This is a genomic window from Burkholderia sp. BCC1208 (assembly GCF_902833095.1).
Classification (GTDB): Bacteria; Pseudomonadota; Gammaproteobacteria; order Burkholderiales; family Burkholderiaceae; genus Burkholderia.
This window is the reverse complement of record NZ_CADFDY010000008.1, coordinates 407,423-422,793: the sequence shown is the minus strand read 5'-3', so window position 1 is coordinate 422,793 and position 15,371 is coordinate 407,423. Positions and strand designations below refer to the sequence as shown.

The window sequence follows — 15,371 nt, the reverse complement described above, 5'->3', positions numbered from 1 at the left end:
CTTCCGGCCGGGCCCCGCATGCGCGGCGCGCCCGGCGCGCGGCAAGCGCCGCGCCTTCTCAGGCTTTGCCGCCGTCCTGCGCGCCGCCGTCCGCGGCCGCCTTCTTCTTGTCGCCGATCCGGCTCTCCTGCCCCGCAAGCAGCTTCGAGATGTTGCCGCGGTGACGCCACACGAGCAGCACGCTCATCGCGAGCACGGCCCATGCGACCGGGTTATGGCCGGTGCCGAACAGGAACACGTCGAACACCGGCGCGAACACGGCCGCCACCAGCGCCGCGAGCGACGAATAGCGGAAGAAGAACGCGACGATCAGCCAGGTCAGCGCGGTCGCGAGCCCGAGCACCGGATGCACGGCGAGCAGCACGCCGGCCGCGGTCGCGACACCCTTGCCGCCCTGGAAGCGGAAGAACACCGGGTACAGATGGCCGAGGAACACGGCGATCGCGACCCACGCGACCGCGACGTCGGGCAGGCCGAAGTGCCGGGCGAGCCAGACGGCGATCCAGCCCTTGAACGCGTCGCCGACGAGCGTCAGGATCGCGGCCTTCTTGTTGCCGCTGCGCAGCACGTTGGTCGCGCCGGGATTCTTCGACCCGTACGAACGCGGGTCGGCCAGGCCCATCGTGGCGCTGACGACGACGGCGAACGACACCGAACCGATCAGGTAGGCAACGAGGGCGGCGAGCAGGATCTGCATGCGGGGAACTCTTTTTTCAACGTATCGGGAAAGGGACGGCGGTGCGCGGCAAGCCGGCAAGCCGAAACGGCGCCCATTCTACCGAACGGGCGCGGACTGCCACGAAGGTGAAACCCTCAGTCGACGCTCGCGCACTGCACGGGCTGCGCGCCGAGCAGCGACGTGAGCACCGCCGGCGCGAGGCTGACGAGGTAGCCGCGCCGGCCGCCGTTGACGTAGATCGTCGGCAATTCGAGGATCGTCGCCTCGACGTAGACGGGCATCGCCTTGCGTGTGCCGAACGGCGACGTGCCGCCGACGAGATAGCCCGAATGGCGGTTCGCAACCTCGGGCTTGCATGGCTCGACGCGCTTCGCGCCGATCTGCCGCGCGAGATTCTTCGTCGACACGGTGCGGTCGCCGTGCATCAGCACGATCAGCGGCTTCGCGTGTTCGTCTTCCATCACGAGCGTCTTCACGACGCTGTGCTCGTCGACGTCGAGCTGGCGCGCCGATTCGCCGGTGCCGCCATGCTCGACGTATTCGTACGGATGCTCGCCGAATGCGACGCCATGACGGCGCAGCAGTTGGGTCGCGGGGGTTTCGGACACGTGTCTGGATTTGCTCATGGCGGCATTTTAATGGCGAACGATCCAATGGCGAACGATCGGCGGGCGCGCAATGGCGGGCCCGCGCCGGCGGTATACTCGCGGCCCGTCTTTCCGCCCGGTGGCCCGCCCCATCGCGACGACGATTGCATTCATCATCGTTGCGGACATCGCGAAGCGCTATTGCCCGATTGCCCGATTGCCCGATTGTGGCGCGCGCGCCGTCATGGCACGATCGTTCGCCAATATCGTCGGCCACCGCCGGCCCCTCTTCTGGAGACGCCATGTCCTCGCCACCCCGTTCGTCCGAAGCGCTCGACGTCGATGCACTGCTCGCGGCGCTGCCGCGTCGCATTGCCGACGTGCCCGCCCATCGGGCCGTGCAGTCGCCCGCGCATCCGGCACTGATCGAAGATGCACGCCGCGTGTCGTACGGCGAGCTGGCGCGGGCCGTCGACGCGGCGGCAGCGCGGCTGGCGAGCCTCGGCGTGCAAGGCGGCGACCGCGTGATGATCGTCGCGGAAAACTGCATCGCGCAGATCGTGCTGCTGTTCGCGGCCGCCCGCATCGACGCCTGGGCGCTCGTATCGAACGCGCGGCTGTCGGCCGCCGAGCTCGACGCGATCGCCGCGCACGCGCGCCCGAAGCTGATCGCGTTCACGACGGACGTCTCGCCCGAGGCGCGCGCCCATGCCGAGCGGCTCGGCGCCACGCCCGCCGGTGCGCTGCCGGTCGACATCGGCGCGTGGTCGTATCGGGTCGATGCGAGCGCGCCCGCCGAACCGGTGGCCGCCGACGGCGCCGAGCAATGCGCGGCGCTGATCTACACGACGGGCACGACCGGTACGCCGAAAGGCGTGATGCTGTCGCACCGCAACCTGCTGTTCATCGCGGCGACGTCGAGCACGCTGCGCCGCGTGTCGCCCGACGACGCCGTCTACACGGTGCTGCCCGTGTCCCACGTGTACGGCCTCGCGTCGGTGTGCCTGGGCAGCCTGTATGCGGGCGCGACGCTGCGGCTCGCGCCGCGCTTCTCGCCGGAAGCCGTCCGCGTCGCGCTCGCCGACGAAGGCGTCACGATCTTCCAGGGCGTGCCCGCGATGCACGCGAAGCTGCTCGAACACCTTCATACGCACGGCCATGCCTGGCGCGCACCGCGGCTGCGCTTCGCGTATTCGGGCGGCTCGCCGCTCGATGCGAGCCTGAAGGCCCGCGTCGAGCGCCTGTACGGCGTGCCGCTGCACAACGGCTACGGCATGACCGAAAGCAGCCCGACGATCACGCAGACGCCGCTCGATGCGCCGCGCACGGACAGTTCGGTCGGCGTGCCGATTCCGGGCGTCGACATGCGGATCGTCGCGCCGGACGGCACCGACGTGCCGCCGGGCGAAGTCGGCGAGATCCGCGTGCGCGGGCCGAACGTGATGCTCGGCTACTACCGCAACGCGGACGCGACGCGCGCCGCCGTGTCGCCGGACGGCTGGCTGAGCACCGGCGATCTCGCGCGGCAGGAGGCGGACGGCGCGGTGACGATCGCGGGCCGCAGCAAGGAGCTGATCATCCGCTCGGGCTTCAACGTCTATCCGGTCGAGGTCGAACAGGTGCTGAACGCGCATCCGGACGTCGTGCAGGCGGCCGTGATCGGCCGCGCGATCGAAGGCAACGAGGAAGTGCTCGCGTTCGTCGAGCTGCTGCCGGGCGCGACGGCGGACGAGGCGGCATTGCATGCATGGTGCGCGGATCGGCTCGCGGCTTACAAACGCCCTGCGCATATCCGCGTGCTCGCTGCGCTGCCGGCCGCGTCGACCGGCAAGGTGCTCAAGCACCGGCTGCGCGAGCTGGTCTGACGCGGGCGCCGCGCGCCGGCTCCCGCATCGGCGCCCGCGCCGCGCCGCATGCACGCGTCGCGCGTCAGCCGCGCGGGTGATGCTGCGCGTGCAGCGTCTTGAGCCGTTCGCGCGCGACGTGCGTATAGATCTGCGTGGTCGAGATGTCGCTGTGGCCGAGCAGCAACTGCACGACGCGCAGGTCGGCGCCGTGGTTCAGCAGGTGCGTCGCGAACGCGTGCCGCAGCGTGTGCGGCGACAGGTGCGCGCGCACGTCGGCCTGCTGCGCGTGACGCTTGATGATGTTCCAGAACTGCTGGCGGGTCATCCCGTCGCCGCGTGCGGTCACGAACAGTGCGTCGGCCGCGCGCGCGCCGAGCAGCGCCGGCCGCGCATCGCGCAGGTAGCGTTCGATCCAGCCGTGCGCGACTTCGCCGAACGGCACGAGCCGCTCCTTCGAACCCTTGCCCATCACGCGCACGACGCCTTCGTTGAGGCCGACCTCTACCGTCTTCAGCGTGACGAGCTCGCTCACGCGCAGCCCGCTCGCATACATCAGCTCGAGCATCGTGCGATCGCGCAGGCCGAGCGGCGTGCCGATGTCGGGCGCGCCGAGCAGCGCCTCGACCTGCGCCTCGGACAGCGTCGACGGGAACCGGGCCGCCTGTTTCGCGGACGTGATCCGCAGCGTCGGGTCGGCGTTTGCGCGATGCTCGCGCACGGCCCAGCCGTAATAGCGGCGGAACACGGACAGTCGCCGGTTCGACGACGTCGCCTTGCCGTCGCTGCGCGCCGCGATGTAGCCCGTCACCATCGCCTCGTCGGCCGCGTCGAGCGGCGCGTCGTGCGTCGCGGCCAGCCATTGGGAAAACAGCGCCAGGTCGCGCCGGTACGCATCGAGCGTGTTGCGCGCGAGCCCGTGTTCGAGCCACAGCGCATCGCAGAACACGTCGATCGACGCGCGGCTCGCGAGCAGCGCGGGCGATGCCGCGACGGCATCGCCGTCGTTTTCGGGGGAAATCAGTGGTTCGCTCATCGGTACGGCACGCCCTCGTGCGTCAGCAGCCAGCGCTTCACTTGCTGGTAATAGCCATTGTCGTCATGGTTCGCGAACCCGCCGAGCCCGCCCGCCGCGACGACGCGATGGCACGGAATCACGAGCGGAAAGTAATTCGCGCCGCACGCCTGGCCGACCGCGCGCGGCGCGCTGCCGATCCGCTTCGCGACCTGGCCGTAGGTCAGCACCGTACCGGGCGGGATGTCGCTGATCACGTCCCACACGCGGTGCTGGAATGCGCTGCCGACGTCGGCGAGCGGCAGATCGAAGCGTGCGGACGCGCGCTCGAAATAACGTTCGATCTGCTTGACCGCGCGCTTCGCGAGCGCCGAATCCGGATCGACCGACTTCATCGATTCGGGCAGATAGACGATCTCGCGCACCACCGCGGCATCCGTGCGGATGCCGACCTTGCCGAACGGCGCGTCGATCACTGCGTTGAACATTGCCTTCTCCTGACCGAGGAATGCGCGCGGCCCTGCCGCGCGCCGACGACACTTTACGCCGCCTTCACGCGGCTCGCAGCGCCCATTCGACATGCTCGCGCACGACCGGCGACGGATCGTCGGCCCGCGCGCGCAGCGCGGCGACGATCGCGTCGCGCGCGGGCGGCGCGAGCCGGTCCGCGCCGGCGCGCAGCGCATTGCCGAGCCCGACCGCGAGATTGCGCAGCCAGCTTTCGTAGCCGATGCGCCGGATCGCGCTGCCCTGCATCCGCGTATCGAACGCGTCGGCGTCCCACGCGAACAGCTCGACGAGCGTCGCGCGATCGAGGCCGTGCCGCACGTCGAAATCGGCGACGGGCGCGGCCTGCGCGAACTTGTTCCACGGGCACACGAGCTGGCAGTCGTCGCAGCCGTACACGCGATTGCCGATCATCGGCCGCAGCGGTTCGGGGATGCTACCTTTCAATTCGATCGTCAGGTACGAGATGCAGCGGCGCGCGTCGACGCGGTATGGCTCGACGATCGCGCCGGTCGGGCATGCGTCGATGCAGCGCGTGCAACTGCCGCAGTGCGCGCCGGGCGTCTCGGGCGCGGTGTCGGGCGACGTGTGCGCGTCGGTCGGCAGCGCAACGTCGACGTAGATTTCGCCGAGGAAGAACAGCGAGCCGGCATCGCGCTGCAGCAGCAACGTATGCTTGCCGCGCCAGCCGACGCCGGCCTTCTGCGCGAGCTCGACTTCGAGCACGGGCGCCGAATCGGTGAACACGCGGTAGCCGAACCCGCCGATCTCGTGCTCGATGCGCTCCGCGAGCGTCTGCAGCCGGTTGCGCAGCACCTTGTGATAGTCGCGGCCGCGCGCATAGATCGACACGACGGCCGCCTGCGGATCGTCGAGCCGCGCCCGTTCGCGCGCGCGCCAGTCGTGCGGGACGAGCGCGCCGGGCTCGCCACCGGGCGCACCGTCGGCGAGCGTTTGGGCCGGCAAATAGGCGAGCCGCACGGAGATCACGCGTCGCGTACCGGCCACAAGTTCGGCCGGCCGCGCGCGTTTCATCCCATGTTTCGCCATATAATCCATTTCGCCGTGGTAACCGGCTTCCAGCCAGGCGGCGAGGCCCGCTTCGGCATCCGAGAGATCGGTATCGCTGATGCCGATCGCCCCGAAACCCAATTCGCGCCCCCACGCCCTGATGCGAGCGGCGAGCGCAGTCAACGCCGCATCGTCGAGCGCGCACGGCGCCGCGCCTTCGTCACGAGTCGAAGGCCTGTCGGATGCGGCGTGTTCCGGTAGTCGGTTCATCGCACTATTTTACGAGAATGCCAGCCACGTCCAGCCAACCGCCTCACGCCACGTTGCCCGCCCCGCTCGCGGAGCGCGTGATCGCGCTCGCCGACGAAGCGGCAACCGAGGCCTTCGGCACGCGCTTCGCGCACGCGCTCGACGCGGCGCGCACCGAGCTCGTCCGAGCACACGCGTTCGACGGGCTGCAGATCCAGCTGATCGGCGATCTCGGCGCGGGCAAGACGACGCTCGTGCGCGCGATCCTGCGCGGCCTCGGCCACCCGGGGCGCGTGCGCAGCCCGACCTATACGCTCGTCGAGCCGTACGCGCTCGAACGCAGCGATGGGGAACTCGAGGTCTATCACTTCGATCTGTATCGATTCAACGATCCGGCCGAATGGTCCGACGCAGGCTTTCGCGAATATTTCAATTCCAGCGCGATCTGCCTCGTCGAATGGCCGCAACAGGCGGGCGCCCTGCTCGGCGTGCCCGATCTGGTTTTTTCGCTCGACGTGGACGGCGACGGCCGCGCCCTCACCGTCCGGGCGTACAGCGCTTCAGGAAAGGCATGTCTCGAAAGATGTTGATCAAACCGTTCCGCTCGATCGAATCGGCGGCCACCGCGACGCACAACTGGCGGCGCCGTCAAATTCTGCGCGCGGGGGCGTCGACGCTGGTGCTCGGCCTCGTCGCGCCGCGGCTCGCGCACGCGTCGTCGGTGCTCGGCGTGCGCGTGTGGCCCGCGCGCGATTACACGCGCGTCACGATCGAATCCGACCAGCCGCTGCAGAATAGCCAACAGTTGCTGCAGGGTCCCGACCGTCTCGTCGTCGACCTGAGCGGCCTCGACCTCGACCAGGCGCTGCGCGACCTCGTGTCGAAGATCACGCCGAACGATCCGCAGATCCAGTCGGTGCGCGTCGGCCAGTATCAGCCGCACGTCGTGCGGATGGTGTTCGACCTGAAAGGCTCGGTGAAACCGCAGGTGTTCACGCTGCCGCCCGTCGGCACGTACAAGTACCGGCTCGTGTTCGACCTGTATCCGGCCGTCGCGCCCGACCCGCTGTCCGACCTGATCGCGCAGACGGAACGCAAGGAACAGGCGCTCAACGACACCGCGCGCGCGCAGCAGATGCAGCCACCGGGCGGGCTGGCCGGTCCGGGCACGCCGCCGCCCGCCGCGGGCGACAACAGCGACGCATTCTTCCAGCGTTTCGCGCAGAACACGCCGGCCACGCCGCATGCGCCGCCGGCCGCCGGCACGCCGTCGACGCCCGCGAAGCCGGCCGTCAAGCCGCCGCCCGTCATCGCGCGCCGCGACGACAACGACGACGACGGCGACACCTACAAGTTCACCGCGCCGAAATCCGGCAAGGGCGGCACCGTGCGGCTGCTGACGGTCGCGATCGACCCGGGCCACGGCGGCGAGGATCCGGGTGCGATCGGCGGCGGCGGCACGTACGAGAAGCACATCGCGCTCGACATCGCGAAGAAGCTGCGCGCGAAGATCGACGCCGCGCCGAACATGCGCGCGATGATGACGCGCGACGCCGATTTCTTCGTGCCGCTGAACGTACGCGTGCAGAAAGCGCGCCGCGTCGGCGCGGATCTCTTCGTGTCGATCCACGCGGACGCGTTCACGACGCCGTCCGCGCGCGGCTCGTCGGTGTTCGCGCTGTCCGACCACGGCGCGACGAGCGCCGCGGCGCGCTGGATGGCGAACAAGGAGAATTCGTCCGACCTGATCGGCGGCATCAACATCAAGACGGCGGACGCGGCGGTGAACCGCGCGCTGTTCGACATGTCGACGACCGCGCAGATCCGCGACTCGCTGCGCTACGGCAACTACGTGCTGAAGGAAGTGGGCGGGATCAACAAGCTGCACAAGGGCTCGGTCGAGCAGGCCGGGTTCGCGGTGCTGAAGGCGCCCGACATTCCGTCGATCCTCGTCGAGACCGCGTTCATCAGCAACCCGGACGAAGAGCGCCGGCTCAACGACGACAGCTATCGCGACGAGATGGCCGACGCGATCTTCCGCGGCATCAAGCGTTATTTCGCCGCGAATCCGCCGCTCGCGAAGAACCGGATGGCCTGAGCGCCACCCGTACCCTGCCGCCGGCACGCAGCGCGTGCCGGCGCGTCACGACGCCGCGAAGCGGCTCAGCAGTTTCCCGCCGAACACGTTCACCGCGAGCCCGCCCATCACGAGCGCGGCGCCGATCAGCTGCGTGTGCGTCAGATGCTCGTCGAGCAGCAGCGCCGACGACGCGAGCCCGACGATCGGCACCAGCAGCGAGAACTGCGCGACCTGCGCGGCCGGGTAGCGCGACAGCAGGCGGCTCCACAGCCCGTAACCGAGCAGCGTCGCGACGAACGCGAGATAGACGACCGCGAAGATCGACGCGGCGTTCAGCCCGGCGAGCGCGGTCGCGATCCGCCGCGGCCCTTCGAACCACAGCGACAGCAGGAAGAACGGCACGGGCGGCACGAGGCTGGCCCACACGACGAGCGACACGAGGTTCGCCTTCCCGACCTTCTTCGTGACGATATTGCCGACGGCCCACATCGCGGCCGCGCAGATCGTCAGCAGGAAGCCCGCGAGCGTCATCGCGCGGCCGCCCTGCGCGGCGATCACGACGAGCCCGCCCGCGGCGATCGCGAGGCCGATCAGGTTCTGCGCGCGCAGCCGCTCGCCGAGGAACAGCATCGCGAACACCAGCGTGAAGAACGCCTGCGACTGCAGCACGAGCGATGCGAGGCCGGCCGGCATGCCGACGTACATGCCGGTGAACAGGAACACGAACTGCCCGAGCTGGATCGTCGCGCCGTACAGCACCAGCAGCCGCCACGAAATTTGCGGCCGGCGCACGAAGAATACCGCGGGCACGGCCGCGAGCGTGAAGCGCAGCGCGCCGAGCAGCATCGGCGGCATGCCGTGCAGGCCGACCTTGATCACGACGAAGTTCACGCCCCACGCCAGGATCACGACCAGCGCGAGCAGCAAGTCCTTCGGGGCCATCATCGGCGTCTCCCTTCGATTGTCGAATCGTCGTTGTGAAGCCGGCCAGTCTACCGGGTTTCGTCGCCCGGCCCGATACCCGTGCGGCGCGCATGGAATCCGCGGCGCGCGCAGCGGCTTGCGCAACGCGCTGGACGCCGCACGACGCGTGCCTGCCGCGGCCGCATCGGGCCGAGCGCGTTTCGCGGGCCCCATCACGCGCGCCGCCGCGCCGCCAGTACAATGACCGGCAATCCAGCCGTTCCCACGAGACCCGCCATGACCGACTCGATCAAAGCCCTGCTGAAGCCGCACGTGCGCGACATCGGCAACCTGCAGGTGCGCCGCACGCTGCCCGCGCTCGCCGCACGCCTCGTCGGCCCGTTCATCTTCTTCGATCACATGGGGCCCGCGGCGCTGCCGGCCGGCACGGGGCTCGACGTGCGCCCGCATCCGCACATCGGGCTCGCGACGGTCACCTACCTGTTCGACGGCGCGATCCTGCACCGCGACAGCCTCGGCTCGCGGCAGGAAATCGTGCCGGGCGACGTGAACTGGATGACGGCCGGCCGCGGGATCGTCCACTCGGAGCGCACGCCGGACGCGCAGCGCGCCAGCGGCCATACCGTGCACGGGATCCAGACCTGGGTCGCGCTGCCGCAAGCGCACGAGTCGACCGAGCCGTCGTTCGAGCACCACGCGGCCGATACGCTGCCCAAGCGCGACGAAGACGGCGTCACGCTGACGGTGATTGCCGGCGACGCGTTCGGGCTGCGCTCGCCCGTGACGACGTTCTCGCGCACGCTGTACGTCGCGGCCGAATTCACGGCAGGCGGCCGGCTCGAACTCGATGCGTCGCACGAGGAGCGCGCGGTCTACGTGGTCGACGGAGAACTCGCGATCGACGGCACGCCGGTGCCGGCCGAACGGATGGCCGTGCTCGCGCTGGGCGCGACGGTCACGTTGACGAGCGGCGGCGGCGCGCGCGCGATGCTGCTCGGCGGCGACAAGATCGACGGCGAACGCTTCATCGAGTGGAATTTCGTCGCGAGCAGCCGCGAGGCCATCGAGCATGCGAAAGCGGCCTGGACGCGCCAGGAGATGGGCAAGGTGCCGGGCGAAACCGAGTGGATTCCGCTGCCCGAATCGAAGCCGCGTTGAAAAAGCGGCGCGCCGCCCCCATCCTGACGATATTCGAACGGAAGAGAACGACATGGACACCACGCTTGCCACATTCGAGAAAGACGTCATCGAGGCGTCGCTGGACATGCCCGTGCTGGTCGACTTCTGGGCGCCGTGGTGCGGCCCCTGCAAGACGCTCGGCCCGCTGCTGGAAAAGCTCGAGGCCGACTATGCAGGCCGCTGGAAGCTCGTGAAGGTCAACGTCGACGAGAACCAGGAACTCGCCGCGCACTTCCAGACACGCAGCATTCCGCACGTGATCGCGTTCGCCGACGGGCGCCCGGTCGACCAGTTCGTCGGCGTGCTGCCCGAAGGCCAGTTGCGCGCGTTCCTCGACCGGCTGCTGCCGGCGGCCGAGGAAGCCGAGCGCCGCGCCGCGCAGTATGCGATGGCCGAACAGCGCTTCGACGAGGCGCTCGCGCACCTCGAAGCGGCGCTCGCGCTGAACCCCGGCTACGACGACGCGCGCCTCGACCTGATCGAGCTGCTGCTCGCGCGCAACGAGGTCGACGCCGCGCGCGCCGAGACCGAACGCCTGTCGCCGCAAACCGTGCAGAACGGCGACCCCCGCTACCAGGCGATCAAGACCCGTTTCGACGCGCTCGAAGCCACGGCCGACCTGCCTCCGACCGACGCGCTCGAAGCGCGCATCGCGGCGAACCCGGCCGATCTCGACGCGCGCTTCGACCTCGCGCAGAGCCTGATCGCGCGGCGTGCGTACGAAGGCGCGCTGGAACAGTTACTGGAAATCGTGACGCGCGATCGCGCCTACGGCGACGACCTCGGCCGCCGCACGATGATCTCGGTGTTCGAACTGGCCGGCGATCAACCCGACCTCGTCGCCGCATGGCGACGCAAGCTGAGCATGGCGCTCAACTGATGCGCAAGCGGCCCGGCCGCGACGGCCCCGCCGTATCGCCGTATCGCGCGCGGCACGTTACCCGTGCCGCGCCATCACCCTTCGCTGTCCGCGCACCGCGGGCTCAGCCGGCCGCCTGTGCCGCGATCGCCCGCAGCGCATGCGCGGCAGCCGCGAAACCGAAGCTCGCGGTCACGCACACGCTCGAACCGAAGCCCGCGCAGTTGAGCCCCGCGACGTGCGCGGCCGCGGACGGCTCGGCGCCGTCCTCGATGTCGCAGGCCGCCGCTTCCGGATAGATCAGCGGCTCGTCCGAATACACGGCGCTGACCTTGAAGCGCGCCTTCGGCCCGCGCGGAAAACCGTGCTGCTTGCGCAACTGCGCGCGCACTTTCGACAGCAGCGGATCCTGGATCGTCAGCGCGAGGTCGTCGATGCGGATGCGCGTCGGGTCGAGCTGCCCGCCCGCGCCGCCGACGACGATCAACGGCTGCCGTTTCGCGACGCACCATGCGATCAGCGCGACCTTCGTGCGCACGCTGTCGATCGCATCGATCACGTAGTCGAAGCCGCCGCCGAGCAGCGCGTCGAAGTTGTCGGGCTCGACGAAATCCTCGATCCGGTTCACGCGGCACGCGGGATCGATCAGCGCGATCCGCTCGGCCATCGCGTCGACCTTCGGCTTGCCGTAATTGCCGTCGAGCGCATGGACCTGCCGGTTCGTATTGCTTTCCGCGACGTTGTCGAGATCGATCAGCGTGAGCGTGCCGACCGCGTTGCGCGCGAGCGCCTCGGCCGCCCACGACCCGACGCCGCCGATCCCGATCACCGCGACGTGCGCCCGCTCGAAGGCGGCGGCCGCCGGCGCGCCATACAGGCGCGCGACGCCGCCGAAACGCCGCGCGCGATCCACGTCAAGCTGGATTTCCGGGGTCGGGGTAAGATCAGAAGAACTGGGCGGGGCAGCGTCGGCGGAGGACATGGCAGCAAGGAAAACGTAAGTCGAGCAGCCCTCTATTCTGCCTGAACTCCCCGCTCGCACGCGCCACTGTGCACGCACGATTCTCGCGCGTTCGCTATACTGGCCCCAGATTGAAGCGTTTGCATAACATGACGACTCTCGCCGATCTCCGCATCAACTATTCGCGTGCTTCGCTCGACGAAGCCGATGCCGCCCCCGACCCGTTCGCCCAGTTCGATCGCTGGTTCAAGGAGGCGCTCGCCGCCAAGCTGCCCGAGCCGAACACGATGACGCTCGCGACCGTCGGCGCCGACGGCCGGCCGTCGGCCCGGATCGTGCTCATCAAGGGCGTCGACGAACGTGGGTTCGTCTTCTTCACCAATTACGAAAGCCGCAAGGGGCACGATCTCGCCGTGCATCCGCAAGCCGCGCTACTGTTCTACTGGATCGAGCTCGAGCGCCAGGTGCGCATCGAAGGCCGGATCGAGAAAACCAGCGCGGAAGAAAGCGACCGCTATTTCGCGTCGCGCCCGCTCGGCTCGCGCATCGGCGCATGGGCGTCGGAGCAAAGCGCCGTGATCGACAGCCGCGCGACGCTCGAGGCGCGCGAACGGGCCGTCAGCGAACGCTACGGCGACAACCCGCCGCGCCCGCCGCACTGGGGCGGCTACCGCCTCGTGCCCGACTCGATCGAGTTCTGGCAGGGGCGCCCGTCGCGGCTGCACGACCGCCTGCTCTATACGCGCGACGCCGCGGCGTCGCCGGGCTGGACGATCTCGCGCCTGTCGCCGTAAGCGCGGCGCCGGCGCACGCCGGTCGTGTTTCGTGTTGCATCCGGGCGCCCGCCTCGCAAGCGGCGGGCGCCGGTCAAGATACTTGGCTGTATTCGATTCAACGAACAAACGGAGAATCCAAATGTTCTGGGAAAAGAAGCTGGCACAGTGGGCGGACGAAGTACGGGCGAAAGCGAACATACCGGCGCGCCTCGTGCTATGGAACGGCGATCAACTCGATTTCGGCACCTTCAGCGCACCGCAGGTCACGCTCAAGGTGAACAGCGCGTCGGCGTTGCCGCTGCTGCTCGAACCGAGCCTCGACAATCTCGGCGAGGCGTACGTGAAGGGCAAGATCGACATCGAAGGCAAGCTGTCGGACATCATCAACATCGGCTACTCGCTCGCGCGCAGCACCGTGACGAGCGCGAGCAAGCTCGCACGCGTGAAGCGCTACTTCAATCACACGAAGAACACCGACAGGAAGGCGATCCAGTACCACTACGACGTCTCGAACGAGTTCTATCGGTTGTGGCTCGACGAGAACATGGTGTACTCGTGCGCGTACTTCGAGAACGGCGACGAGGATCTCGCCACCGCGCAGATCAAGAAGATCGACCACATCCTGACGAAGATCCGGCTTGAGCCCGGCCAGCGCCTGCTCGACATCGGCTGCGGCTGGGGCGCGCTCGTGCTGCGCGCCGCGCAGAAATTCGGCGCGACGTGTCTCGGCGTGACGCTGTCGCAGAACCAGTTCGACCTCGCGACCGCGCGCGTGAAGGCCGCGGGGCTCGAAGACAAGATCGAGATTCGTCTGCAGGATTACCGCGAGATCGACGGCCAGTTCGACCGCATCACGAGCGTCGGGATGTTCGAGCACGTCGGCCGCAAGAACCTACCGCTCTACTTCTCGCGCGTGCATGACCTGCTCGCCGACGACGGCATCGCGATGAACCACGGGATCACGTCGACCGACGCGGAAAGCGGCGAAACGGCGCTCGGCGGCGGCGAATTCATCGATCGCTACGTATTCCCGGACGGCGAGCTGCCGCACATCAGCCTCGCGCTCGAAGCGGCGCAGCGCGGCGGACTCGAGGCGGTTGACGTCGAAAGCCTGCGCCGGCACTATGCGCGCACGCTCGATATCTGGACGGAAAACTTCGAAGCGAAAGCCGAAGAAGCGAGAAAGCTCGTCGACGACGAGAAATTCCGGATCTGGCGCGTGTATCTTGCCGGCTGCGCTTATGCGTTCGAGCACGACGACGTGTCGATCTTCCAGATCGTGTGCCGCAAGGCCGGACGCAGCGCGAAAACGCTGCCGTGGTCGCGGCGCTACATGTACGAACACGCGCTGCCGCGCTAGGCGGCGCCTCACGCTGGGCATGCATGGGTGACGGCAGGACGCGGCGCACGGCGCCGCCCGAACGACAACATCACGACGACGCCAACGAGTCGCACGCCGACGGACAATTCGACCTGTTCGGCGTGCCGACGGACGCCGCACGCGCGTCGCACGCGGACGGCGGCCGCCCCGCCAGCCCCGACGAGCACGTGATGCCGCACGCGCAGGACGACGCGCAACCGGCGCCGCCCGCCCGCATGACTTCCCGCCCCGCCGCCGACGACGCACCCGCACCGTCGTCCGGGCTGCTGTGGGACGAACCGTCCCCGCCGGCCGCCGCGCCGAAGAAAGGCCGCCGCAAGCGCGGCGTGCTTCCCGCGCCGATCCCGGCGGACGTGGCCGACGCCGCGGCCGGCCTGCCGCCGAACGTGCGGCTCGGCACGTCGTCGTGGTATTTCCCCGGCTGGAACGGCATCGTCTACGACGGCGATTTCGCGCAGACGAAGCTGTCGCGCGAAGGGCTCGAAGCGTATGGCGCCCATCCGCTGCTCAGGAGCGTCAGCCTCGACCGGTCGTTCTACGGCCCGCTGTCGGTGGCCGATTACCTGCGCTACGCGCAGCAGGTACCCGACGATTTCCGCTTCGTCGTGAAGGCGCCGGCCGCGGTGACCGACGCGGTGATCCGCGGCCGGCGCGGCGAGCCGTCCGGACCGAACCCGACCTTCCTCGATGCGTCGCTCGCGACCCGCGAATTCGTGCAGCCGTGTCTCGACGGGCTCGGCCGGAAAGCCGGCGTGCTCGTGTTCCAGTTCTCGCCGCTGCCTGATCAACTGCTCGCGGAACCGGCCGCGCTGATCGACCGGCTCGCCGCGTTCTTCGCGGCGCTGCCGCCGCTGCCGCCTGACGCCGACGGCACGCGCTACGCGATCGAGATCCGCGACGCGAGCCTGCTCACGCCGCGCTTCATCCGTGCGCTGGCCGCGCTCGGCGTGCGCTACTGCGTCGGCCTGCACGCGCGGATGCCCGACCCGCTGCGCCAGGCCGCCGCGCTCGCGCTGCTCGACGGCGACGCGCCGGGCCCGCTGATCGTGCGCTGGAGCCTGCACGGCGGCTTCAAGTACGAGCAGGCGAAGGCGAAATACGAGCCGTTCGACAAGCTCGTCGACGAGGATCCGGCCACGCGCTCGGCGCTCGCCGAACTGGCCGCGCGCTACGCGCTGGCCGGGCAGCCGGTGATCATCACGATCAACAACAAGGCGGAAGGCTCCGCGCCGCTGTCGTGCATCGCGCTCGCACGCGAAATCGCCGCCGCGTGCGCGCAGTGGCGCAACGAGGCGGCGTGACGCCGGTCGCCGCCGCCG

Annotated in this window: 15 protein-coding genes; 8 read left to right on the top strand and 7 right to left on the bottom strand. The window is 69.3% G+C overall.

The window, feature by feature from the left end; all coding sequences use genetic code 11:
- Nucleotides 1-58: 58 nt before the first annotated feature.
- Both plsY and ybaK read right to left on the bottom strand, forming a co-directional pair.
- The gene (gene plsY / locus HWX09_RS21300) at nucleotides 59-697 is read right to left on the bottom strand and encodes a glycerol-3-phosphate 1-O-acyltransferase PlsY (RefSeq protein WP_027785242.1); all 639 of its coding nucleotides are present in this window, start codon (nucleotides 695-697) and stop codon (nucleotides 59-61) included.
- A gap of 116 nt (nucleotides 698-813) precedes the next feature.
- Complete coding sequence (gene ybaK / locus HWX09_RS21295) at nucleotides 814-1,305, bottom strand: Cys-tRNA(Pro) deacylase (protein ID WP_027785243.1); 492 nt, start codon at nucleotides 1,303-1,305, stop codon at nucleotides 814-816.
- Nucleotides 1,306-1,568: 263 nt separating this feature from the next.
- On the opposite strand from ybaK, the gene HWX09_RS21290 reads away from it, so the two are divergent.
- Nucleotides 1,569-3,131: an AMP-binding protein gene (locus HWX09_RS21290; RefSeq protein ID WP_027785244.1), complete on the top strand. Its 1,563-nt coding sequence runs from the start codon at nucleotides 1,569-1,571 to the stop codon at nucleotides 3,129-3,131.
- A 64-nt stretch (nucleotides 3,132-3,195) separates the two neighbouring features.
- On the opposite strand, the gene xerD is transcribed toward HWX09_RS21290, so the two are convergent.
- The 3 genes from xerD to queG form a co-directional block, all read right to left on the bottom strand.
- The gene (gene xerD, locus HWX09_RS21285; protein WP_027785245.1) at nucleotides 3,196-4,146 is read right to left on the bottom strand and encodes a site-specific tyrosine recombinase XerD; all 951 of its coding nucleotides are present in this window, start codon (nucleotides 4,144-4,146) and stop codon (nucleotides 3,196-3,198) included.
- A complete protein-coding gene (locus tag HWX09_RS21280; RefSeq protein WP_006496476.1) occupies nucleotides 4,143-4,613 on the bottom strand; it encodes a methylated-DNA--[protein]-cysteine S-methyltransferase in 471 nt (156 codons plus the stop codon). Before HWX09_RS21280 ends, xerD begins: the two co-directional genes overlap by 4 nt.
- A gap of 64 nt (nucleotides 4,614-4,677) precedes the next feature.
- Nucleotides 4,678-5,913: a tRNA epoxyqueuosine(34) reductase QueG gene (queG, locus tag HWX09_RS21275; RefSeq protein ID WP_027785246.1), complete on the bottom strand. Its 1,236-nt coding sequence runs from the start codon at nucleotides 5,911-5,913 to the stop codon at nucleotides 4,678-4,680.
- Between the two features lie 17 nt (nucleotides 5,914-5,930).
- On the opposite strand from queG, the gene tsaE reads away from it, so the two are divergent.
- Both tsaE and HWX09_RS21265 read left to right on the top strand, forming a co-directional pair.
- The gene (gene tsaE, locus HWX09_RS21270; RefSeq protein ID WP_027785247.1) at nucleotides 5,931-6,482 is read left to right on the top strand and encodes a tRNA (adenosine(37)-N6)-threonylcarbamoyltransferase complex ATPase subunit type 1 TsaE; all 552 of its coding nucleotides are present in this window, start codon (nucleotides 5,931-5,933) and stop codon (nucleotides 6,480-6,482) included.
- On the top strand, nucleotides 6,464-7,990 hold the full coding sequence (locus tag HWX09_RS21265; RefSeq protein WP_027785248.1) for an N-acetylmuramoyl-L-alanine amidase: 1,527 nt from the start codon (nucleotides 6,464-6,466) through the stop codon (nucleotides 7,988-7,990). Before tsaE ends, HWX09_RS21265 begins: the two co-directional genes overlap by 19 nt.
- A gap of 45 nt (nucleotides 7,991-8,035) precedes the next feature.
- On the opposite strand, the gene HWX09_RS21260 is transcribed toward HWX09_RS21265, so the two are convergent.
- Nucleotides 8,036-8,914 (bottom strand): EamA family transporter, encoded by an 879-nt coding sequence (locus tag HWX09_RS21260; RefSeq protein ID WP_027785249.1) that lies wholly within the window; start codon nucleotides 8,912-8,914, stop codon nucleotides 8,036-8,038.
- Nucleotides 8,915-9,172: 258 nt separating this feature from the next.
- Here HWX09_RS21260 and HWX09_RS21255 point away from each other — a divergent pair, with 258 nt between their 5' ends.
- Nucleotides 9,173-10,054 (top strand): pirin family protein, encoded by an 882-nt coding sequence (locus HWX09_RS21255; RefSeq protein ID WP_027785250.1) that lies wholly within the window; start codon nucleotides 9,173-9,175, stop codon nucleotides 10,052-10,054.
- 52 nt (nucleotides 10,055-10,106) lie between these two features.
- Nucleotides 10,107-10,955 (top strand): thioredoxin, encoded by an 849-nt coding sequence (trxA, locus tag HWX09_RS21250; protein WP_027785251.1) that lies wholly within the window; start codon nucleotides 10,107-10,109, stop codon nucleotides 10,953-10,955.
- 103 nt (nucleotides 10,956-11,058) lie between these two features.
- Here trxA and tcdA read toward each other — a convergent pair whose 3' ends face one another.
- Complete coding sequence (gene tcdA, locus HWX09_RS21245) at nucleotides 11,059-11,916, bottom strand: tRNA cyclic N6-threonylcarbamoyladenosine(37) synthase TcdA (protein ID WP_027785252.1); 858 nt, start codon at nucleotides 11,914-11,916, stop codon at nucleotides 11,059-11,061.
- Nucleotides 11,917-12,044: 128 nt separating this feature from the next.
- Between tcdA and pdxH the strand changes: the two genes are divergently transcribed.
- The 3 genes from pdxH to HWX09_RS21230 all read left to right on the top strand — a co-directional run bounded on the left by pdxH (nucleotide 12,045) and on the right by HWX09_RS21230 (nucleotide 15,353).
- Entirely contained in the window at nucleotides 12,045-12,689 is a 645-nt protein-coding gene (gene pdxH / locus HWX09_RS21240) for a pyridoxamine 5'-phosphate oxidase (protein WP_027785253.1), read from the top strand.
- 121 nt (nucleotides 12,690-12,810) lie between these two features.
- Nucleotides 12,811-14,031, top strand: a complete 1,221-nt coding sequence (locus HWX09_RS21235) for a cyclopropane-fatty-acyl-phospholipid synthase family protein (RefSeq protein WP_027785254.1) — start codon at nucleotides 12,811-12,813, stop codon at nucleotides 14,029-14,031.
- A 23-nt stretch (nucleotides 14,032-14,054) separates the two neighbouring features.
- On the top strand, nucleotides 14,055-15,353 hold the full coding sequence (locus HWX09_RS21230; RefSeq protein WP_027785255.1) for a DUF72 domain-containing protein: 1,299 nt from the start codon (nucleotides 14,055-14,057) through the stop codon (nucleotides 15,351-15,353).
- Nucleotides 15,354-15,371 lie beyond the last annotated feature (18 nt).